The following is a 19713-nucleotide window of genomic DNA, read 5'->3' on the forward strand; positions in this document are numbered from 1 at the left end:
ATCGTGTCAACCGGGTTACAGCCAGTCTAGGCAGGGGGGCGGTCGTGACGGTAGGCGGGATCGGGAATTCGTGTCTGAACCGTGCCCGTTCCGCGCCGCGCCGAAACGGGGGCGGCGCCCTTCAGCGCGCGAGCAGGTGCAGCTGGGTCGCGAGCGGCCGGAACTCGGGCCGCTCGGCGACCGCGCGCTCCAGCTCCACCAGGGCCGCGGTGGCGCCGGGCTCGAGGTCCAGCAGCGACCCGGGCACCAGGTCGGCGAAGACCCGGACGCCGTGCACGGCGGCGACCTCGAAGCCGGCCTCGACGAGCAGCCGGCGTACCTCGTCCTCGGTGAACCGGTGGCCCGCGCGGCCGGCGCCGGCGGCCGGGTCGTCGAGCATCGCCCGCGCCTGGGCGAAGTGGCCGGCCATCGCGCGGGCGACGACGGCCGCGTGCCGCTGGGCGACGAGCAGGCTCAGCGTGCCGCCGGGACGGAGCACCTCGCGGATCGCGGCCAGTCCGGCGGCGGGGTCGTCGACGACCTCGAGCACGCCGTGGCACAGCACCGCGTCGACGCCGTCCGCGCCGGCGACCTCGCGCAGCGTGGACAGGTCGCCCTGCTGGCCGGTGACCGCCACGCCGACCTCGCGGGCGCGGCGGTCGAGCGCCGCGAGCGCGTCGGGGCTGGGGTCGACGACCGTGACGCGGTGGCCCTGCTCGGCGACGCGGACGGCGAACCCGCCGGTGCCGCCGCCGATGTCGAGCACGTCCGCGGCGCCGTCGAGGGCCGGCAGCAGGGCGTCCCAGACCACGGAGGTTCGGGCCGCGCTGCGGCGCTCGCTGGGGCGGTCGCTCGTCATGGCGACCACCCTAGGCCCCACCGGGTCAGCCGGCGCGCACCGCCAGCGCCCGGTCGGCGACGGCCTCGTGCGGCACCAGGCCGAGCGAGCGCTCCACGACCGCCAGGAACCGGTCGGCGTCCCGGACCAGGTCGTCGGCCTCGCGCTCGCTGACGGCCCGGGTCGACCCGGCCTCGGCCGCGGCTCGCTTGGACGCGCCGCCCGCGAAGAACTGCGCCCACTCGGTGAGCTCGGGAGCGACCTCGGCGAGCAGCACCCAGGCGTTCTTCTGCGGCCGGCGTCGGGCCGGCGTGGGCGTCGCCCGGGCGGCGAGCAGGGCGGCCGCGGCGCGCAGGGCGGCGACGTGGGCGCAGGCGTAGCGGGCCGGCACCTCGCGGGCCGCGATCGCCTCGCTCAGCGACTCGGCCGCGCGGGCGAGGTAGGCGTGGGTGGTGGCGGGCAGGGCGTACGGGTTCATCGATGACCTCTCCCTCGACCCCGGACCGGAGACCCCTGCCTGCGCCCCTCCCGAGAGGGACCCGGCGGGGACGGGGGTCGAGGTCGTCCCCGCCAGGCGCGTTGTTCGAACAGGTGTTCGAACGCGGGATCACGGTACACCCGGCCCCGGACAGTCCGTCAAGGGCCGCGCGGAGGGGTGACGTCAGCGGTGCGTGAGGTCGGCCGGCTCGCTGCAGAAGGCGCGGGTGTCCCGGTGCCAGAGCGCGGCCAGGGCGGCGACGTCCACGACGACGGAGACCGCCGCGACGACGAGGAAGAGCGTGGGCGGGGAGGTCTGGAGCACGGCGAGCGTCGCGAGGGCGAGCACGACCGCGTTCAGGCTGAGCAGGATCCGGGCCCACTCGTAGCCCTGCCGGAAGAACGCGAGCACGACGAAGGTCAGCATCGCGACGACGAAGAACATCGTCACCGCGACGGGAACGAACGCGGGCGGCGTCACCGAGCCGACGTCCACGCGGTCCGCGGCCCAGTCGTCGACGAGCTCGCCCTTGAAGACGATCGTGAACAGCGTGGCCAGGCCGGCCAGCCCGATCGCGGCGGCGCTCAGCCAGATCGCTCCGGTCACCACCACCGACCGCTGCTGGCCCATCCGCGCTGCTCCTCTCCCCGACTGCGTGCCCGTCACACCCTAGGGTGCGACGCATGACCACCGAGCATCCGTCGATCAAACGGTTCCGTGACGAGCACGACAGTCGGGGTGGCACCGGCGAGATCGTGGTGCTTCCCGACTCCGTGCACACCGCCGCCCTCGCCGCGGAGGCGCTGGGCTGCGAGGTCGGGGCGATCGCCAACAGCCTGCTCTTCGACGCCGACGGCTCCCCCGTCCTGATCCTGACCTCCGGCGCCCACCGGGTCGACACCGCCAAGGTGGCCGCGGAGCTCGGCGTCGCGAAGCTGAAGCGGGCCACACCGGAGTTCGTGCGCGAGCACACCGGCCAGGTCATCGGCGGCGTCTCGCCGATCGCCCACCCGGCACCGGTGCCGACGTACCTCGACCCGTGGTTGCGGAGGCACGGCGTGGTGTGGGCCGCGGCGGGGCACCCTTCCGCGGTGTACTCGACGACGTACGACGAGCTGGCGGCCATGACGGGCGCGACCGAGCTGGACGTCGAGTGATGGAGATCTGGCTCAACCCCGCCTGCTCCAAGTGCCGCACGGCGGTGTCGGAGCTCGACGCCGCGGGCGTGGAGTACACCGTCCGCCGCTACCTCGACGACCCGCCGACGGCGGCCGAGCTGGGCGAGGTCGTCGCCCGCCTCGGGCTGGAGCCCTGGGACGTCGCGCGGGCCAAGGAGGCCAAGGAGGCGGGCATCGACCTGCCGAGGGACGCCGCCCACCGCGAGGACTGGCTGGCCGCGCTCGCCGCGCACCCGCGGGCCCTCCAGCGCCCGATCATCACCGCCGCCGACGGCACCACCGTCGTGGGCCGCGACGGGGACTCGCTGCGGCGCGTGCTGGATGCCGAGGCCTGAGCTCCTCGCCCTCCTGACCGAGCTGTACGCCGGTCGCCCGGTCGTGCTCGGACCGGGACCGGTCGGGGCCTGGACGTCCTGGGTCGAGCGGCTGGACCGGCTCGGCTGCCGGACCCTGGTCCTCGACCTCCCGGCACCGCCGACGGTGCTCGCCACCGACGTGCTGCGCACCCACGACCGGCTGCTGCGGGCCCTGTCCCCGGAGGCGGTCGCCGCCGTCGAGGCGCATGACCCCGGGGGCCGCGGGATCTTCCGGACCACACCGTTCGTGACCAGTGACGAGCCCGTGCTGGGCCGGCCGGTCACCGGCGGCCGGCCGAGCGCGTTCCTGGCGCTGGAGGACAAGGTGCTCGCCGACGCCGTGTGGGCGGCCGCCGGGGTGCCGGCGGCGCCGAGCCGGGTCGTGCCCGTCTCCCCGCGGGCCCTCGCCGAGGCGACCGAGGAGGTCCGCGGCCCGCTGGGCGCGGTGTGGGCCGGCGGCGGCCTCACCGGCGGCGGCGACTACGTCCGGTGGGTCCACGACCGCGACGACGAGACCCGCGCCCGGGCGTTCTTCGCGCCACGCAGCGAGCGCGTCCGGGTGATGCCGTTCCTCGACGGCGTGCCCTGCTCGATCCACGGGTTCGCGCTCGCCGACGGGACCGCGGTGCTGCGCCCGGTCGAGATCGCGGTGCTGCGCGACCGGACCGCGCGGACGTTCGTCTACGGCGGCCTGGCCAGCACCTGGGACCCGCCCGCGGCCGACCGGGAGCACCTGCGCGACGTGGCGCGCCGGGTCGGCGAGCACCTCCGTGCCGCGCACGGCTACCGCGGCGCGTTCGGCGTCGACGGCGTGCTGACCGCCGACGGGTTCCTGCCCACCGAGCTCAACTCCCGCCTGTCGGCCGGAGCGACCCTGCTGACCCGCGTCGCCGCGGACTTCTTCCAGCTGCTCCAGGCCAACCTGCTCGCCGGGGTCGACACCGGCGCCACCGTCGCGGACGTCGAGGAGCTCGTGCCCGCCATGGACGCGGCCCGCCGGGCCGAGGTGGTGGGCGCCAAGCCCGTCCACCTGCCGCCGGGCAGCCGCCTGGCGGCGTACCTCGCCGCGCGCGAGCCGCACCTCGAGGCGGCGCCCGAGCTGCGTCGCTAGGGTCACTAGGGTTCCCCCGTGCGCATCGTGGTGGTCGGAGGTGGCTTCGGCGGGCTCGCGTCCGCCGCCCGGCTGGCCAAGCTCGGCCACGAGGTGACCCTCGTCGAGCGCGGGACGACGCTGGGCGGCGCGCTCTCCTCGGTCAGCCGGGACGGCTTCACGTGGGACGCCGGCCCGAGCCACACGCTGCTGCCCGCCGTGGTGCGGGACCTGTTCCGCAAGTCCGGTCGCCCGCTCGAGCGCGAGCTGGAGCTGGTGCCGCTCGACATCGTCCGGGAGCACCGGTTCGAGGACGGCTCGTCGGTGCGGATCCCCGTCGGGCGGGCCGCGCAGCTCGCGGCGTTCGACGAGCTCGGCCCGGGCCTGGGCCAGCGGTGGGTCGACCACGTCGCGTCGTACGCCGACACCTGGGACGTGCTGCGCCGGACCTACCTCGAGAACCCGTGGGACCCGGCCGCACCGTCGCCGCTGCTCGACGGCCGCGAGATGCTGCACAAGCGGCTGAGGAAGGCCTTCAAGGACGAGCGGCTGCGGCTCGTCGCCGGCCACCCGCACGTCGCCCAGGGCCACGACCTGCGCAACGTGCCGGCGTGGATGGGCACGACGTCCTACGTCGAGCAGCGGTTCGGCGCGTGGACCGTCGCGGGCGGGATGGCCCGTCTGGGCGAGGTGCTCGCGGCCCGGCTGACCACCCGCGGCGTCACCGTGCTGACCGGCACCGAGGCGCGCGACCTGGTCGTGCGCGAGGGCCGGGTGGCGGCGGTCCGCACGACGACCGGGGACGTCGACGCCGACGCCGTCGTGTGCGCGATCGACCCGCGGCGGCTGCCCGCCCTGGCGGCGTACGTCGAGCGCACGATGCCGGCGATCCCGCCGGTCGTCGTGCACGTCGGCCTGGAGGGCGAGCCGCCGGACCTGCCGCACGAGCTGGTGCTGCACGGCGACCCGATGCTGGTCGTGCGCAAGCACGGCCAGACCCTCACCGTGCACGGCCGCGGCAAGCTGTCCGAGGACCTGCTGCGCGCGCTCGCCCGGCACCGGATCGACGTCCGCGAGCAGGTCGTCGCGCGCGTGGACGCCGGCCCGCGGGAGCAGGTCGAGCAGTGGGGCGGGTCGCCGATGGGAGTGCTGTGGCAGGGCCGCGCGACCGTCCGGCAGCGGCTCGGGCCGCGCACGCCCGTCTCCGGGGTGTACGCCGCCGGCGCGCACGCGACGCCGGGAGCGGGGCTGCCGTTCGTGGGGCTGTCGGCCGCGCTGGTCGCGGCCGAGATCGGGTCTCCCTAGACCTGGGACAGCCTCAGACGGCCATGTTGAGCGCGGCGAAGATCTCGCGCGTCGCCTTGGAGCGGTTCAGCGTGTAGAAGTGCAGGCCGGGCGCTCCCCCGGCCAGCAGCTCGTCGCAGAGCTCGGCGGCGATCCGGATGCCCTCGGCGCGCAGCGCGACCGGGTCGTCCTCGTGGACGCGGACCCGCTCGACGACCTCGGCCGGGATCTCGCGGCCGGACAGCTCGGCCATCCGGGAGACCTGGCGCAGGTTGAGGATCGGCATGATGCCCGGCAGGACCGGGATCTCGACGCCCGCGGCGCGCGCCCGCTCGACGAGCGCGAAGTAGTCGCTCGCACGGAAGAACATGTCCGTGATCGCGAACTCGGCGCCGGCCCGCTGCTTGCCCAGCAGGACCCGCACGTCGTCGTCGAGCGTCGCGCACTCGCGGTGGCCTTCCGGGAACGCCGCGACCCCCACGCTGAACTCCCCGGTCTCGCGGGCCAGGGCGACGAGCTCGTCGGCGTAGGTGAAGCCGCCCTCGGTGGCGGTCCACGGGGTGCCCGGCCCACCCGGGGGGTCCCCGCGCAGCGCGAGGACGTTGTGGACCCCGGCGGCGGCGTACGCCGCGAGGACGCCCTGGAGCTCCTCGCGGGTGTGCCCGACGCAGGTGAGGTGGCCCATCGGGGTCAACGACGTCTCGGCCGCGATCCGGCCGGTGATCGCGACCGTGGTGTCGCGGGTGGTGCCGCCGGCGCCGTACGTCACGGACACGAACGTCGGCCGGTAGGGCTCCAGCTCGCGGATCGCCTGCCAGAGCTGGGCCTCGCCGGCCTCGTCCTTGGGTGGGAAGAACTCGAAGGAGAACGAGCGCTCGCCGTGGCGGATCAGGTCGCCGATCCGCCGGGTCTGCTCGTGCACCATGCGCAACAGTCTAGGTCGGGGGCCGACGCCGGCCGGGCGGTGTCCACTGACTAGTCTCGACCGCGTGGCGAGCCCTGTGTCGAACGAGGTGGACTGGGACAGCGCGTCCTTCCGCGCCCGCGTCCAGGCCTCGCTCGACGGGTTCGTCGACGAGCAGGCGGCCGGTCTCGCGGCGCTCGGCGACGACGCCGCCCGGCTGGTGCGCGCGGCGCACGCCGCGGTCTCCGGCGGCAAGCGGTTCCGGGCGGCGTTCTGCTACTGGGGGCACCGCGCGGTCGCGCCCGAGCCGGCCGACGAGGACGCGCTCGTGCGGGCCTGCGCCTCGCTGGAGCTGCTGCACGCGAGCGCGCTCGTGCACGACGACTTCATGGACGCCTCCGACACCCGGCGCGGCCGCCCGGCGACCCACCGGCAGTTCGAGGGCGAGCACCGCGGCGCGGGCTGGCGCGGTGACCCGGAGCAGTACGGCGCCGCGGCGGCCATCCTCCTCGGCGACCTGCTGCTGAGCTGGTCCGACGAGCTGCTGCGGCGCTGCGGGCTGCCGATCACCCAGGTCGCGCCCGCGCTCGAGCTCTTCGACAAGTGCCGCTCGGAGGTCATCGCGGGGCAGTTCCTCGACGTGTCCGTGCAGGCCCGCGGCCGCGCCGACGTCGACGCCGCGATGACCGTGCTGCGCTACAAGTCGGCCAAGTACTCCATCGAGCGGCCCCTCCACATCGGCGCCGCTCTCGCCGGCGCCTCGACCGCGACCCTGGAGGAGCTCTCCCGCTTCGGGCTGCCGCTCGGGGAGGCGTTCCAGCTGCGCGACGACCTGCTCGGCGTGTTCGGCGACCCGGACACCACGGGCAAGCCGGCCGGCGACGACCTGATCGAGGGCAAGCGCACCGTGCTGGTCGCGCTCGCCCTCGACGCGGCCGCGCCCGCCGACGCCGCCCGCCTCGACGCCGCGCTCGGCACGCCGCTCGCCCCCGACCAGGTCGAGGACCTCCGCGCGATCATCGACGCCTCCGGCGCCCATGCGCAGGTCGAGCAGGTCATCGAGCAGCTCGCGGCCCACGCGGTCGCCGCGCTCGACGAGGCCGCGATCGACGACCACGCCCGCGGCGTACTCCGGGGCCTGGCCGCCTCCGCCACCCAGCGCGCCGTCTGACCTGCTCGGCCTAGAAGCCCATGGCCTGGGCGCGGCGCTTGACCTCGGAGCCGCGGTTCTCGCGCAGGGCGTCGATCGCGCGACCGGGGTAGTCGTCGTCCTGGAACAGCCAGGCGATGCACTCGCGGTCGTCGTACCCCGCGTCGTGGAGCACGGTGAGCAGGCCCGGCAGGCCCTTGACCACCAGGCCGTCCTGGAGGAAGTCGGCCGGGACCTGCTGCCCCGCGCCCGGCGTGGGGACGGCGGCGGCCAGCTCGTGGTCGCGGATCATCGTGCGCACCTTGGCGACGGTGACGCCGAGGACCTCCGCGACGGCCGCCCAGTCCAGCCACGTGGGGACGAGGGTGGCGAGGTCGGCTTCGGAGAGGGGCTGCTGACTCATGCCACCAGTGTCCCACCCACCCCTCGCGCCACGCCGGGGGTGCCTGAGCACGCTCCGGCCGCCCCGCGTCCGTACGATTGGGCCACCGGATCCTTCCCCATCCGGCCACAGGAGGGTCGCTGTGACGCCTGACCGGCGCTCGGAGCGGCACGCCCCGCAGGGTGGTGCCGACGGCTCCGGCGACCCCATGACCGGGCGGGTGCTGGACAACCGCTACCGCATCGGGCCGCGCATCGCCCGCGGCGGCATGGCCAGTGTCTACGAGGCCACCGACATCCGGCTCGACCGGACCGTCGCGGTCAAGATCATGCACCCGGGACTCGGCGACGACGACGAGTTCGCGGCCCGGTTCGTGCGCGAGGCGCGCTCGGCCGCCCGGCTCTCCCACCCCAACGTGGTCGCGGTCTACGACCAGGGCGACGACGACGGCGCGGTGTTCCTCTCGATGGAGCTCATCGACGGCATCACGTTGCGCGACGTGATCCGCAAGGAGTCGCCGATGCCTCCCGCCCGGGCGCTCGCGCTGCTCGAGCCGGTGCTCTCCGCGCTCGCCGCGGCGCACCGCGCCGGTCTGATCCACCGCGACGTCAAGCCCGAGAACGTCCTCATCGCCGACGACGGCCGGGTCAAGGTGGCCGACTTCGGACTGGCCCGCGCGGTCAGCGCCGACACCCAGCACACCGCGACCGGCGGCGTCCTCATCGGCACCGTCAGCTACCTCGCTCCCGAGCTGGTCGTCGACGGCCGCGCCGACGCGCGCGCCGACGTGTACGCCGCCGGCGTCGTGCTCTTCGAGCTGCTGACCGGCGTGAAGCCGCACGAGGGCGAGTCGCCGATCCAGGTCGCCTACAAGCACGTCCACGAGGACGTGCCCGCCCCGTCGGCGCTCGTGCCCGGCATCCCGGCCTACGTCGACGCGCTGGTCGCCCGCGCGACCGCCCGCGACCGCAGCGCGCGGCCCGCCGACGCCGCGGTGCTGCTCCACCAGGTGCACCGGGTCAGCCACGCGCTCGCCGAGGGTGTCGTCGACGACCCCGACCTCACGACCGACCTGACACCGCTGGTGACGCAGGTGCGCGCCGAGACGACGCCGGACCCCTTCGACTCGCGCGAGTTCGCCGCGCTGATGGAGCCGAGCGAGGTCGCCGAGCGCACCACCGTGCTCCGGACCGTGACCCCGCCGGGCCCGCCGGCCCCTCCGGCCCGGCCCGCCCCGAAGACCCCGAAGACCCCGCCGCCCCCGCGCGGCCGGCGCCGCCGCCGCGGGCTGGTCCTCACGATCCTCGCGGTGCTGCTGGTCGCCGGCCTCGGTGCCGGCGCCTGGTGGTTCCTCGACGGCCGCTACACCTCGACGCCGAGCGTGCTCGGCCTGACCAGGGCCGACGCGCAGGCCGAGATCGAGGACGCCGGCCTCGAGGTCGAGTGGGGCGACAAGGCCTACTCCGAGACCGTGCCGGCCGGCCACGTGGTCGCGACCGACCCCGGTCCCGGCGGCAAGGTGCTCGACGGCGGCACGGTGTCGGTCACGCTCTCGCTCGGCAAGGAGCGGTACGACGTACCGAAGCTCAAGGGGATGACCGAGGACGAGGCGCAGGACGCGCTCGCCGACACCAACCTCGGCTACGGGACGACCACCGAGCAGTGGTCCGACACCGTGCCCGCGGGCCAGGTCATCGCCTCCTCCCCCAAGGCCGGTACGACGCTGCGCCCGGACGCGCCCGTCGACCTGGTCGTGAGCAAGGGCCCGAAGCCGGTCGACCTCAAGGACTGGGTCGGCAAGCCGGTCGACGACGCGATGGCCTGGCTCGAGGCCCGCGGCCTCACCGGCAAGGTGGCCGACGAGCAGTTCTCCGACAGCCTCGGCGAGGGCGACGTGATCTCGATGGACCCGCCCGGGGGAACGACCGTGCACCGCGGCGACGAGGTCTCGTTCGTGGTCTCGAAGGGCCCCGAGCTGATCGAGGTCCCGTCGGTGCGCGGCCAGGGCATCGACGCCGCCCGCGCGACCCTCGAGGGGCTCGGCTTCGTCGTCGAGACCGAGGACGCATCCGGCTCCCTCGGCCTCGGCTACGTCTGGTCGCAGGACCCCTCCGGCGGCTCGATGGCGCCCAAGGGCTCGACGATCACCCTCACCATCATCTGAGCCGCTGCCCCCGGTAGGTTCACCGGATGCGCAACCCGATCGGAACCCACGTGCTGGTCGGCAAGGGCCTGGTCGCCGGTGCGGTCGCGAACGCCGACCTGGTCGGGTGCGAGACGTTCCAGGTCTTCACCGGCAACCCGCGCGGCTGGGCGCTGACCGAGGGCAAGCCCGCCGACGACGCGGCGTTCCGCGACCTCATGGCCGAGCGCGGCACCCGGACGTTCATCCACGCGCCGTACCTGGTGAACCTGGGCAGCCCGACCCCGGCCACCTACGAGCGCTCGGTCGCCTCGGTCGCGCACAACCTCAAGCGGGCCGCGCAGATCGGCGCCGAGGGCGTCGTCGTCCACACGGGCTCGTACGTCGGCGACGCGGACGGCTCGAAGGCGATGCGGCAGGTCCGCGAGGCGCTGCTCCCGATCCTCGAGACGCTCGAGGACGACGCCGCGCCGTGGCTGCTGCTCGAGCCGACCGCCGGCCAGGGCCGGTCGCTGTGCGCGGGCGTCGACGACCTCGAGCCGTACCTCGCCGCGCTCGACCTCCACCCCAAGGCCGGGATCTGCCTCGACACCTGCCACGTGTTCGCGGCCGGCGCCCCGCTCGACGAGCCCGGCGGTGCCACCACCACCGTCGACCGGGTCGTCGAGATCGGCGGGCCGGGCCGGCTCCGGCTGATCCACGCCAACGACTCGATGGACGTCCGGGGCGCGTTCAAGGACCGCCACCAGCGCATCGGCGAGGGCCATATCGGCGAGGCGGCGTTCGTCGAGCTGTTCCGGCACCCGGCGACCGAAGGCGTGCCGTTCATCCTCGAGACCCCGGACTCCCGCACGGCCGACACCCGCGACATCCCCCTGCTCAAGAGGCTGCGGGACTCGTGAAGGCCAAGCTCGCCACCCTCGTGCTGCTCGGCATCACCGCCTGCTGGGGCAGCACGTTCTTCCTGATCCACGACCTGCTGGACCGGGTGCCGGCGGTCGACTTCCTCGCCGTGCGCTTCTCGATCGCGGGGATCCTCCTGCTGGTCGTCGCGCCGAAGGCGGTCCTGCGGCTCTCGCCGCGGGCGCGCAAGCAGGCAGCCGTCCTCGGCGGGCTCTACGGTGTCGCCCAGATCCTGCAGACGGTCGGCCTCGCCCACACGCCGGCCAGCGTGTCCGGCTTCATCACCGGCATGTACGTCGTCGCGACCCCGCTCTTCGCCGCCGTGCTGCTGCGCAACAGGATCACCCGGATGACCTGGGGCGCGGTGCTGCTGGCCTTCGGCGGACTCGCGGTGCTGACGCTCGACAGCCTCTCGATCGGGTACGGCGAGGCGCTGACCTTCGTCGCCGCGATGCTCTACGCGCTCCACATCGTCGGGCTCGGCGCGTGGTCGAACGTCCAGGACGCGCTCGGCATGTCCATCCTCCAGGTCGTGCTGGTCGCGGTGATCTGCCTCCTCGTCAGCGCCCCCGGCGGCATCGTGCTGCCCGACAACGGGCGCGACTGGCTCTCGGTGCTCTACATGGCGATCTTCCCCGCCGCGCTCGCGCTGCTCGGCCAGACCTGGGCGCAGGCGCACCTGTCCGCGACCCGCACGGCGATCGTGATGAGCATGGAGCCCGTGTTCGCCGCGTTCTTCGCGGTGCTGCTGGGCGGCGAGTCGCTCAGCACGCGGATGCTCCTGGGCGGCGCCCTCGTCCTCGCCGCGATGCTCCTCGTGGAGGTCGGACCGCGCCGCAAGGTCGAGGGCGAGGTCCCGCACATCGCTGTCTGAGGCGGCCTGAGGCGGCCTGAGGCGGCCTCCGGGGTCGGGGCAGGTGCCGGTGCCCTTTGGTCCTAGTACCTGCCAAACGCCGGTGCGGACGGGCCGAGCGTCCTACGGTTGCCTCGGCTGGAGCGCCGGAGATGGGTCCCCACGTCGTCCGGAGCCCCGCGCGATTTCCCCGAGGGTGCTCGTCGTCCTCGTCCGCAGCGCAGCGGCGGACGATGCCACGGGCACCCTCGCGGGCGTCCGGATGCTGGCGGCCGACGGCGGCAGTGGCGTCCGTCACCTACGGTCTGGCCATGGTCGTCGTCATGTCCCCGGATGCCACGGACGAGGACGTCGCGCACGTCGTCGCCCGGGTGGAGAGCGTGGGCGGGGCGGCCTTCGTCTCCAAGGGCGTGGTCCGCACCATCATCGGGCTGGTCGGCGACATCGACTCCTTCCACCACCTCAACCTGCGCACGCTGCGCGGGGTCGCCGACGTCCACCGCATCTCCGACCCGTACAAGCTGGTCAGCCGCCAGCACCACCCCGACCGCTCGACGGTGTGGGTCGGCAGCGGCGACCGGCGCGTGCCGATCGGCCCGGAGACGTTCACGTTCATCGCCGGGCCGTGCGCGGTCGAGTCGGCGGAGCAGACGCTCGAGGCCGCGCACATGGCGCGCTCGGCCGGCGCCACGCTGCTGCGTGGCGGCGCCTACAAGCCCCGCACCTCGCCGTACGCCTTCCAGGGCCTCGGCGTCCCCGGCCTGGAGATCCTCGCCGACGTCCGCGCCGCGACCGGGCTCCCGATCGTCACCGAGGTCGTCGACGCGCGCGACGTCCCCGTGGTCGCCGAGCACGCCGACATGCTCCAGGTCGGCACCCGCAACATGGCCAACTTCGGGCTGCTCCAGGCCGTCGGCGAGGCCGGCAAGCCGGTGCTCCTCAAGCGCGGCATGACCGCGACCATCGAGGAGTGGCTGATGGCGGCGGAGTACGTCGCCCAGCGCGGCAACCTCGACATCGTGCTGTGTGAGCGCGGCATCCGCACGTTCGAGCCGGCGACCCGCAACACCCTCGACATCTCGGCCGTGCCGGTCGTGCAGTCGAGCAGCCACCTGCCGGTGATCGTCGACCCGTCGCACGCCGCCGGCCGCAAGGACCTGGTGGTGCCGCTGTCGCGGGCCGCGATCGCGGTCGGCGCCGACGGCGTCATCGTGGACGTCCACCCCGACCCCGAGACCGCGCTCTGCGACGGCCCGCAGGCCCTCCTCGGCGCCGAGCTGCGCGACCTGGCCCAGGCCGTGCGCCGGCTGCCGGACCTCGTCGGACGGCGCCCCGCCGCACCGGGGGCCTAGTCCTTCTCCACCCGTTCGTTACGGTGGGGGTGATGCCAGCCGGGTTCCGTGACGACATTCAAGGCCTGCGTGCTCTGGCGGTGCTGGGGATCCTGGTCTTCCATGCCGGGCTCGCGCCGTACTCGGGGGGCTTCGTCACCCTCGACGTCTTCTTCGTCCTGTCAGGCTTCCTCATCACGACGCTGCTGCTGCGCGAGGTCGCGCGCGACGGGACGATCGACCTGGTCGCCTTCTACGTGCGCCGCGCGCGGCGGATCCTGCCCGCGGCCACCGTCGCCATCGCCGGCACCGTACTGGCCGCCTGGCTGTGGCTGCCGCCGATCGACGCGCGCGACACGGCCGTCGACGGCGTGTGGGCCGCGCTCTTCGGCGCGAACGTGCGGTTCGCGATCGAGGAGACCGACTACTTCACCCAGTCCGACCCGGCCTCGCCGCTCCAGCACTTCTGGTCGCTGTCGGTCGAGGAGCAGTTCTACCTGGTGATGCCCGCGCTGCTGCTGGTCGCGGTGGTGCTCGCCCGGCGGTCGCTGCGGCGCTGGGGCGGCCCCACCGCCGGCATCGTGCTGGCGCTGGGCATCGTGACCGCGGTGAGCTTCGGGTGGTCGGTCCACGCCTCGGCCGCGTCGCCGGAGAGCGCCTACTTCTCGACGTTCACGCGCACGTGGGAGTTCGGGGCGGGCGCGCTCCTCGCGGTGGCCGCGCCCCGGCTGGCGCGCGGGCTGGGCCCGGCCGCCCGCAACGCCGTCATCGCCGGCGGTCTGGGCCTCGTCGTGGTCGCGCTGTTCACGATCAGCTCGGCCGACCCCTACCCCGGCTGGCTCGCGCTCGCGCCCGTCCTCGGCACGTGCGCGGTGATCCTCGGCGGCACCGGTGGTGCGCCGACCGCCATGCAGCGGGCTCTCGGCGTCGCGCCGCTGCGGGTGATCGGCGACGCGTCGTACTCCCTCTATCTCTGGCACTGGCCGGTGCTCGTCGTTGCCGAGCAGCGCGTCGGCCGCGACCTCCGGCCCGCCGAGCTCGGCGTGGTCCTCGCGGTGACGGCGCTGATGACCTGGGCGTCGTACCGCTTCGTGGAGACGCCGTTCCGGCGGCGCCGGGTCGCCCCACGGCCGCGCGGGATGGTGCTCTACCCGGCGGCGGTGTCGGTCGCGGTCGTGACCTGCCTGGCCGCGGTCACGGTGATCGACCGGCAGCTGATCGGCGACGACCCGGGCATCTCGGTGTCCGACTACGAACGGCGGCCGGACGGCCGCACGCTGTCGGACGACCCGGCGGTCGCGCTGGTCGAGGCCTCCACGCGCGCCGCGCTCGAGGGCCGCGACGTGCCGCGGAGGCTGCGGCCCGCACTCGTGGACCTCAAGGCGGACCGCGCCGACCTCGGGGACTGCGAGTACGACGACACGCCCACGCGGCTCTGTGTCGCGGGCGACCCCGATGGCGACAGGACGCTCGTGGTCGTCGGCAACTCGCACGGGCGGCACTGGATACCGGCGTTCGACGAGATCGCCGAGGCGGCCGGCTGGCGGGCGTACTACCTGGTGAAGTCGCAATGCACCGCGGCCCGCGTGGACCTCCTCCTCCCCGGGGACGATGCACCGTGGGCCGAGTGCCAGGAGTTCAACGCCTGGGCCGAGGATCAGATCCGGCGGCTCGAGCCCGACCTCGTGGTCGTGTCGACGTCGGCAGCGCCCGGCGTACGCGTCGACGGTGAGGTGTACCGCGACGCCGACCGGGTCGCGACCGAGATGGGCCACGGCTTCCGGCGGCTGTTCGACGACCTCGCGCCGCTCACCGACCGGCTGGTCCTGCTCGCCGACGTCCCGCGCCGGGACAACGTGCCGCACCAGTGCCTCAGCCGCTCCGACGCAACGCTCCGGTCGTGCCTCAGCGGCGTCGAGGCCCGCGCGATCGCGGTCAACGCCGAGGGCGCGCAGGCCGCGCGTGAGGCGGGCGTGCGGGTGGTGCCGACCCGACAGTGGTTCTGTCTCGACGGCCAGTGCCCGGCAGTGATCGGCGAGTACGTCCCCATGCGCGATGCCGGACACGTCACCACGTCCTACGCCCGCGCGCTCGCTGGCCCGCTCGGACGAGCGCTCGGGCTGCTGCCCCGGGACTGATCAGGCGAGCCCGCGGAGAACGGTCGCCGCCTTCTCGGCGGCCTCGGTGCTGACGTCGAGGTGGGTGACGAGGCGTACGGCGGTGGGGCCGACCGTGCCGACCACGACGCCCTGCTCCTTCGCGCGGGCCACGAACTCGGCCGCGTCGGTGCGGTGCACGACCACGATGTTGGTGTCGACGGTCTCCGGGTCCACGCCGCAGGCCTCGGCGAGGAGTCGCGCGTGGGCGTGATCCTCGGCGAGCCGCTCCACGTGGTGGTCGAGCGCGTGCAGGCCGGCCGCGGCGAGGATGCCGACCTGGCGCATGCCGCCGCCCATCCGCTTGCGCCACACCCGGGCCTCGGCGATCGCGTCGGCGCCGCCGACCATGAGCGACCCGATCGGCGCGCCCAGGCCCTTGGACAGGCAGACGGCCAGCACGTCGGCGACGGCGCCGTACTCGCTGAGCGGCGTGCCGGTCACGACGTGCGCGTTCCAGATCCGGGCGCCGTCGAGGTGCACCTTGGCGCCGACGCCGGTGGCGTACTCCCGCAGGTCCCGCAGGTCCTGGAGCGGCAGCACCGCTCCCCCGGCGAAGTTGTGGGTGTTCTCGACGGAGATGGCCGCGGTCGGCACGAAGAACGGCCCCATGTCGGGCGCGAAGATCCGCTGGATCGTGTCCAGGTCGACCTGCCCACGCGGGTGGATCCACGTCCGCATGGTCAGGCCCGTGTACGCCCCGTGCGCCCCGAGCTCGGCCCGCGCGATGTGCGCGCTCGCCTCGCAGAGCACCTCCTGCCCGACCTGGACGACCGATCGCACGGCGAGCACGTTGGCCATCGACCCGGTCGGCATGAACAGCGCCGCCTCGTGCCCGAACATCTCCGCCACCCGCTCCTCCAGCCGGGTCACGGTCGGGTCCTCGCCGTACACGTCGTCCCCGACCTCCGCGGCCGCCATCGCGACCCGCATCGCCTCGGTCGGCTTGGTCAGGGTGTCGGAGCGCAGGTCGATCACGTCGCTCATTGTCTCAGGGCGGGTCGTGTCGCCGATGGACGAGGGCGTTCGGCGCTCGTCTCGAAACCACCGTGCGAAATGTCCGCATCCCGCGGGCCCGCACGGGGTGGCCGCCGCAAGGCAGCAAAGACGGGTGAGGCCGGCTTCGGGCCGACGCCGTCGCCCGACTCTCGGGTCGCCTTCCTGGGCGGCGAAATCTTCCTCGGAGAAACTTCTCGAAAGTGTCCACATGCCGGTCAAAACAAGGGTTCTGAGCCCTTCGATGTCGGTGGCCAGTGCTTGAGTGGACGCATGACGGCGATGGCGAACCCCAGGCACCGAGTGTCGGTGGCGGTCGCCCACGCCCAGGCGGAGATCGAGGCCGTGCAGGACTCCTCGGTGTGGTCGATGGAGCGGGAGGAGACCACCGCGACGCTGGTCGAGATCACCCGGCTGAAGTCGCAGCTGTCGGAGCTCGAGCTGCGGGTGGTCGAGCACGCCGACGACGTCGCCATCGACACCTGGACCCACGCCACCAAGCAGACCCGCGCCGCGGTGCGCGGCGCGGAGAAGCTCGCGTTCGCGCTCACCGAGCGTCACCACGTCCGCGCGGCCCTGGCCGCCGGCGACCTGCTCACCGACCAGGCCCGCGTGATCGTGCAGGCCCTCGACACGCTGCCGGCCGACCTCGACCCCGACACCGTCGTCAAGGCCGAGCAGCACCTCGTCTCCGCCGCCCGGGAGCACGACGCCAGGACCCTCCGCGTCCTGGGCCGCCGGCTCCTGGAGGTCGTGGCCCCCGAGGTAGCCGACGCCCACGAGGCGAAGCTCCTCGCCCGCGAGGAGCGCGACGCGATGACCGGCACGAGGCTGACCCTGCGCGACAACGGGAAGGGCCGCTACGTCGGGACCTTCGACATCCCCACCTTCCACGGCGCCGCGCTGCTCAAGCTGCTGCTCGGTGACACCGCCAACCGCCAGCAGCACGGCCCCTCCCGGTTGGGTCGGGCGTTCTGTGAACTGATCGAGGGCAAGGTCGAGACCACGCTGGTGGTCACCATGACGTATGAGTCCCTGATCGGGGACCTCGAGCAGGCCGGCCTGCTGGAGACCGGGGACAAGATCAGCCCCGCGATGGCCCGCCGGCTGGCGTGCGAGGCGAAGATCCGGCCCGCCGTCCTCGGCGGCAGGTCCGAGGTCCTCGACCTCGGCCGCTCCCGCCGCCTGCACTCCAAGGCCCAGCGCATCGCCATCGGCATCCGCGACCGGCACTGCACCGAACCCGGCTGCGACTGGCCACCCTCGATGTGCCACGTCCACCACGACCACCCATGGGCCCACGGCGGCAAGACCGACCTCGACAACGGACGCCTCCTCTGCCCCCGCCACCATGCGAGGTACCACCGGCGGACGTGAGGAGTCACCGACCCACACTCTCCGACGAGCCCTTGCAACGGCAAAGTCCGTCGCGCCCGGACGCGCGTCGGCGCACCATCAGGACATGAACACCAGGTCGGCACCTGGGCGCAGCGCATACCTCATCTGGTGCGTCGGGTCTCCGAAGTTCCGCGCCCGGCACCCCGGCATTCCGCACGCACTCGACGCGCTAAACCCGGACGGCTGCACCGACCTGATCATCGAGGTCGACGGGGACGGCCGTCTGACCCGGGTCGACATCGAACTCTTGACTGTGGCCGACGACCTCGTCGGCCGGCCCATCGAGGAGGTCCTGCCCGAGGTCGCCGACCGGCTGGATGGGCTGCTGCACCGGGACGACCACCCGTAGTTCGTCAGCGCGCGGTCCTGACCTTCACCGCCGGGGACCAGGCCGACGTCCTCGTGCCGGCCTGGGTGCGGGCGCGGACCGACCAGGTGCCGGGGCGGTGGAAGGCGGCGGTCGTAGCGGACGTGTCGTGGCGGAGGGTGCGCCACCGGCGGGAGCCCTTCCGGACCTGGACGTCGTAGGTGTCGCCACCGGAGGCCGCCCAGCGCAGGGTCCAGCCCGCGGCGGACGAGCCGCTGCGGGCCACGGGGACCCGCACGGTGCCGCGCATCGTCGGGTGGATCGTGCACCGGTAGGGGTACGACCCGGCCGACCCGAAGGTCCGCCGGAAGGTCTGCCCGCCGGACTTCGAGCCGCTGTCCCAGAAGCCCTGGGTGGAGGTCGTGGTGTGCGCCATCTCGTCGGGGAAGCGCCACGTCACCGTGGTGCCGAGTCCGACCCGGAGCGTGGCGGGCGTGAACCGCATGTCCGCCACCGACACCGTCGGCCCGCCCGCCGTCGCCGACGGGAGGGGTACGACGGTGAGGCCGGTCGCGATCAGCACGCCGGCCACGAGTCGCGTGATCATGGTGCGGACGCTAGACCCGCAACATGAGAGATCAGGCCTGGCGGAGCATCTCCGCGACCAGGAACGCGAGCTCGAGCGACTGGACCCGGTTCAGGCGCGGGTCGACGACCGACTCGTACCGGTGGGCCAGGCCCTCCTCGTCGATCTCCTCGCCGCCGCCGATGCACTCGGTGACGTCGTCGCCGGTCATCTCGACCAGGACGCCGCCGGGCCAGGTGCCGAGCGTGCGGTGCACGTCGAAGAAGCCCTGCACCTCGTCGATGACGTCATCGAACCGGCGGGTCTTGTAGCCCGTGCTGGACTCGAAGGTGTTGCCGTGCATCGGGTCGCACACCCAGGCGACCTTGATGCCGGCGGCGGTGACCTTCTCGACCAGGTGCGGCAGGCCGTCGCGGATCTTGCCGGCGCCGAACCGGGTGATGAAGGTGAGCCGCCCCTCCTCGTTCTCGGGGTTGAGCCGCTCGGCCAGCGCGATGGCGTCGTCCGCGCTGGCCGTGGGGCCGAGCTTGCAGCCGATCGGGTTGGCGATGTGGCGGAAGTACTCCACGTGCGCCCCCGTGAGCTGCCGCGTGCGCTCGCCGATCCAGACGAAGTGACCCGACACGTTGTACGGCTTCTCGGTGCGCGAGTCGATGCGGGTCATCGCGTGCTCGTACTCGAGCAGCAGCGCCTCGTGGCTGGAGTGGAAGTCGACGCGCTTGAGCTCGTCGGCGTCGACGCCGATCGCCGCCATGAAGCCCAGCGCCTTGTCGATCTCCGCCGCCAGCGCCTCGTAGCGCTGGCCGGCCGCCGAGGTCCGGACGAAGTCGGTGTTCCAGGTGTGCACCTGGCGCAGGTCGGCGTAGCCACCGGTCACGAACGCGCGGACCAGGTTGAGCGTCGCGGCGGACGCGTTGTAGACGTCCAGCAGCCGGGTCGGGTCGGGGATGCGCGACTCGGGCGTGAAGTCGAAGCCGTTGACCGCGTCGCCGCGGTACGCCGGCAGCGTGACGCCGTCGCGGGTCTCCATGTCCGAGGAGCGGGGCTTGGCGTACTGGCCGGCGAGTCGGCCGAGCTTCACCACCGGCACGGAGCCGGCGTAGGTCAGCACCACCGACATCTGGAGCAGCACGCGGAGCTTGTTGCGCACGTTGTCGGCCGTGACCTCCGCGAAGGTCTCCGCGCAGTCCCCGCCCTGGAGCAGGAACGCCTCGCCCCGCGAGACCGCGGCCATCTTGGCCTTGAGCTCGTCGCACTCACCGGCAAACACCAGGGGAGGCATGCGGCGCAGGCGCTCGACGTTGGCCGCGACGGCGTCGGCGTCGGGGTACGTCGGCTGCTGCGCGGCTCCGATGGCGTGCAGGGTCGAGAGGTCGGGGATCGTGCTGCTCACCCGACAAG

20 protein-coding genes are annotated in these 19713 nt (G+C 73.8%); 12 read left to right on the forward strand and 8 right to left on the reverse strand.

Features of this window, described 5'->3' with window-relative positions; translation table 11 throughout:
* Positions 1-121 precede the first annotated feature (121 nt).
* The 3 genes from ACYQ0U_RS06350 to ACYQ0U_RS06360 form a co-directional block, all read right to left on the reverse strand.
* Positions 122-838: a class I SAM-dependent methyltransferase gene (locus ACYQ0U_RS06350; protein WP_459970649.1), complete on the reverse strand. Its 717-nt coding sequence runs from the start codon at positions 836-838 to the stop codon at positions 122-124.
* A 25-nt stretch (positions 839-863) separates the two neighbouring features.
* On the reverse strand, positions 864-1295 hold the full coding sequence (locus ACYQ0U_RS06355; RefSeq protein WP_459970653.1) for an SAV_6107 family HEPN domain-containing protein: 432 nt from the start codon (positions 1293-1295) through the stop codon (positions 864-866).
* Positions 1296-1478: 183 nt separating this feature from the next.
* Positions 1479-1925, reverse strand: coding sequence for a hypothetical protein (locus ACYQ0U_RS06360; RefSeq protein WP_459970655.1), 447 nt, complete (start codon positions 1923-1925; stop codon positions 1479-1481).
* A 53-nt stretch (positions 1926-1978) separates the two neighbouring features.
* Here ACYQ0U_RS06360 and ACYQ0U_RS06365 point away from each other — a divergent pair, with 53 nt between their 5' ends.
* From ACYQ0U_RS06365 to ACYQ0U_RS06380, 4 genes are read left to right on the forward strand one after another with little or no spacing between them, the layout of a single operon-like run.
* Positions 1979-2452, forward strand: a complete 474-nt coding sequence (locus ACYQ0U_RS06365) for a YbaK/EbsC family protein (RefSeq protein ID WP_459970658.1) — start codon at positions 1979-1981, stop codon at positions 2450-2452.
* Positions 2452-2808, forward strand: a complete 357-nt coding sequence (locus ACYQ0U_RS06370; RefSeq protein ID WP_459970661.1) for an ArsC/Spx/MgsR family protein — start codon at positions 2452-2454, stop codon at positions 2806-2808. The genes ACYQ0U_RS06365 and ACYQ0U_RS06370 overlap by 1 nt, the downstream gene beginning before the upstream one ends.
* Entirely contained in the window at positions 2795-3940 is a 1146-nt protein-coding gene (locus tag ACYQ0U_RS06375; protein ID WP_459970663.1) for an ATP-grasp domain-containing protein, read from the forward strand. The genes ACYQ0U_RS06370 and ACYQ0U_RS06375 overlap by 14 nt, the downstream gene beginning before the upstream one ends.
* An 18-nt stretch (positions 3941-3958) precedes the next feature.
* Positions 3959-5224 (forward strand): phytoene desaturase family protein, encoded by a 1266-nt coding sequence (locus ACYQ0U_RS06380; protein WP_459970667.1) that lies wholly within the window; start codon positions 3959-3961, stop codon positions 5222-5224.
* Positions 5225-5237: 13 nt separating this feature from the next.
* On the opposite strand, the gene metF is transcribed toward ACYQ0U_RS06380, so the two are convergent.
* A complete protein-coding gene (gene metF, locus ACYQ0U_RS06385; protein ID WP_459970670.1) occupies positions 5238-6128 on the reverse strand; it encodes a methylenetetrahydrofolate reductase [NAD(P)H] in 891 nt (296 codons plus the stop codon).
* 64 nt (positions 6129-6192) lie between these two features.
* On the opposite strand from metF, the gene ACYQ0U_RS06390 reads away from it, so the two are divergent.
* Positions 6193-7278 carry a polyprenyl synthetase family protein gene (locus ACYQ0U_RS06390; protein ID WP_459970673.1) on the forward strand — a complete coding sequence of 362 codons (1086 nt, stop codon included), beginning with the start codon at positions 6193-6195 and terminating at the stop codon, positions 7276-7278.
* A gap of 10 nt (positions 7279-7288) precedes the next feature.
* On the opposite strand, the gene ACYQ0U_RS06395 is transcribed toward ACYQ0U_RS06390, so the two are convergent.
* Positions 7289-7660, reverse strand: a complete 372-nt coding sequence (locus ACYQ0U_RS06395; RefSeq protein WP_459970675.1) for an Rv2175c family DNA-binding protein — start codon at positions 7658-7660, stop codon at positions 7289-7291.
* A gap of 121 nt (positions 7661-7781) precedes the next feature.
* Here ACYQ0U_RS06395 and pknB point away from each other — a divergent pair, with 121 nt between their 5' ends.
* The 5 genes from pknB to ACYQ0U_RS06420 all read left to right on the forward strand — a co-directional run bounded on the left by pknB (position 7782) and on the right by ACYQ0U_RS06420 (position 15007).
* Positions 7782-9803, forward strand: a complete 2022-nt coding sequence (pknB, locus tag ACYQ0U_RS06400) for a Stk1 family PASTA domain-containing Ser/Thr kinase (protein ID WP_459970679.1) — start codon at positions 7782-7784, stop codon at positions 9801-9803.
* Positions 9804-9829: 26 nt separating this feature from the next.
* Positions 9830-10684 carry a deoxyribonuclease IV gene (locus ACYQ0U_RS06405; protein WP_459970681.1) on the forward strand — a complete coding sequence of 285 codons (855 nt, stop codon included), beginning with the start codon at positions 9830-9832 and terminating at the stop codon, positions 10682-10684.
* Positions 10681-11559 carry a DMT family transporter gene (locus ACYQ0U_RS06410; RefSeq protein ID WP_459970684.1) on the forward strand — a complete coding sequence of 293 codons (879 nt, stop codon included), beginning with the start codon at positions 10681-10683 and terminating at the stop codon, positions 11557-11559. The genes ACYQ0U_RS06405 and ACYQ0U_RS06410 overlap by 4 nt, the downstream gene beginning before the upstream one ends.
* A gap of 290 nt (positions 11560-11849) precedes the next feature.
* Positions 11850-12890 carry a 3-deoxy-7-phosphoheptulonate synthase gene (aroF, locus tag ACYQ0U_RS06415; protein ID WP_459970686.1) on the forward strand — a complete coding sequence of 347 codons (1041 nt, stop codon included), beginning with the start codon at positions 11850-11852 and terminating at the stop codon, positions 12888-12890.
* 32 nt (positions 12891-12922) lie between these two features.
* Positions 12923-15007 carry an acyltransferase family protein gene (locus ACYQ0U_RS06420; RefSeq protein ID WP_459970690.1) on the forward strand — a complete coding sequence of 695 codons (2085 nt, stop codon included), beginning with the start codon at positions 12923-12925 and terminating at the stop codon, positions 15005-15007.
* Here ACYQ0U_RS06420 and ACYQ0U_RS06425 read toward each other — a convergent pair whose 3' ends face one another.
* Positions 15008-16012, reverse strand: coding sequence for a threonine aldolase family protein (locus ACYQ0U_RS06425; protein ID WP_459970693.1), 1005 nt, complete (start codon positions 16010-16012; stop codon positions 15008-15010). It abuts the gene before it with no gap.
* Between the two features lie 282 nt (positions 16013-16294).
* On the opposite strand from ACYQ0U_RS06425, the gene ACYQ0U_RS06430 reads away from it, so the two are divergent.
* Complete coding sequence (locus ACYQ0U_RS06430) at positions 16295-17398, forward strand: HNH endonuclease signature motif containing protein (protein WP_459970696.1); 1104 nt, start codon at positions 16295-16297, stop codon at positions 17396-17398.
* An 85-nt stretch (positions 17399-17483) separates the two neighbouring features.
* The gene (locus ACYQ0U_RS06435; protein ID WP_459970698.1) at positions 17484-17768 is read left to right on the forward strand and encodes a hypothetical protein; all 285 of its coding nucleotides are present in this window, start codon (positions 17484-17486) and stop codon (positions 17766-17768) included.
* A 4-nt stretch (positions 17769-17772) separates the two neighbouring features.
* On the opposite strand, the gene ACYQ0U_RS06440 is transcribed toward ACYQ0U_RS06435, so the two are convergent.
* Both ACYQ0U_RS06440 and ACYQ0U_RS06445 read right to left on the reverse strand, forming a co-directional pair.
* On the reverse strand, positions 17773-18333 hold the full coding sequence (locus ACYQ0U_RS06440) for a plastocyanin/azurin family copper-binding protein (RefSeq protein WP_459970702.1): 561 nt from the start codon (positions 18331-18333) through the stop codon (positions 17773-17775).
* 31 nt (positions 18334-18364) lie between these two features.
* Entirely contained in the window at positions 18365-19705 is a 1341-nt protein-coding gene (locus ACYQ0U_RS06445) for a class II 3-deoxy-7-phosphoheptulonate synthase (protein WP_459970705.1), read from the reverse strand.
* Positions 19706-19713: the final 8 nt, after the last annotated feature.

The sequence above is a fragment of the Nocardioides pyridinolyticus genome (assembly GCF_054653575.1).

What these genes read in the sequence shown, in the direction of transcription:
- ACYQ0U_RS06350 (WP_459970649.1), bottom strand. Translation starts at nt 838, where the DNA reads ATGACGAGCGACCGCCCCAGCGAGCGCCGCAGCGCGGCCCGAACCTCC.
- ACYQ0U_RS06355 (WP_459970653.1), bottom strand. Translation starts at nt 1,295, where the DNA reads ATGAACCCGTACGCCCTGCCCGCCACCACCCACGCCTACCTCGCCCGC.
- ACYQ0U_RS06360 (WP_459970655.1), bottom strand. Translation starts at nt 1,925, where the DNA reads ATGGGCCAGCAGCGGTCGGTGGTGGTGACCGGAGCGATCTGGCTGAGC.
- ACYQ0U_RS06365 (WP_459970658.1), top strand. Translation starts at nt 1,979, where the DNA reads ATGACCACCGAGCATCCGTCGATCAAACGGTTCCGTGACGAGCACGAC.
- ACYQ0U_RS06370 (WP_459970661.1), top strand. Translation starts at nt 2,452, where the DNA reads ATGGAGATCTGGCTCAACCCCGCCTGCTCCAAGTGCCGCACGGCGGTG.
- ACYQ0U_RS06375 (WP_459970663.1), top strand. Translation starts at nt 2,795, where the DNA reads ATGCCGAGGCCTGAGCTCCTCGCCCTCCTGACCGAGCTGTACGCCGGT.
- metF (WP_459970670.1), bottom strand. Translation starts at nt 6,128, where the DNA reads ATGGTGCACGAGCAGACCCGGCGGATCGGCGACCTGATCCGCCACGGC.
- ACYQ0U_RS06395 (WP_459970675.1), bottom strand. Translation starts at nt 7,660, where the DNA reads ATGAGTCAGCAGCCCCTCTCCGAAGCCGACCTCGCCACCCTCGTCCCC.
- ACYQ0U_RS06405 (WP_459970681.1), top strand. Translation starts at nt 9,830, where the DNA reads ATGCGCAACCCGATCGGAACCCACGTGCTGGTCGGCAAGGGCCTGGTC.
- aroF (WP_459970686.1), top strand. Translation starts at nt 11,850, where the DNA reads ATGGTCGTCGTCATGTCCCCGGATGCCACGGACGAGGACGTCGCGCAC.
- ACYQ0U_RS06420 (WP_459970690.1), top strand. Translation starts at nt 12,923, where the DNA reads ATGCCAGCCGGGTTCCGTGACGACATTCAAGGCCTGCGTGCTCTGGCG.
- ACYQ0U_RS06425 (WP_459970693.1), bottom strand. Translation starts at nt 16,012, where the DNA reads ATGAGCGACGTGATCGACCTGCGCTCCGACACCCTGACCAAGCCGACC.
- ACYQ0U_RS06430 (WP_459970696.1), top strand. Translation starts at nt 16,295, where the DNA reads ATGACGGCGATGGCGAACCCCAGGCACCGAGTGTCGGTGGCGGTCGCC.
- ACYQ0U_RS06435 (WP_459970698.1), top strand. Translation starts at nt 17,484, where the DNA reads ATGAACACCAGGTCGGCACCTGGGCGCAGCGCATACCTCATCTGGTGC.
- ACYQ0U_RS06440 (WP_459970702.1), bottom strand. Translation starts at nt 18,333, where the DNA reads ATGATCACGCGACTCGTGGCCGGCGTGCTGATCGCGACCGGCCTCACC.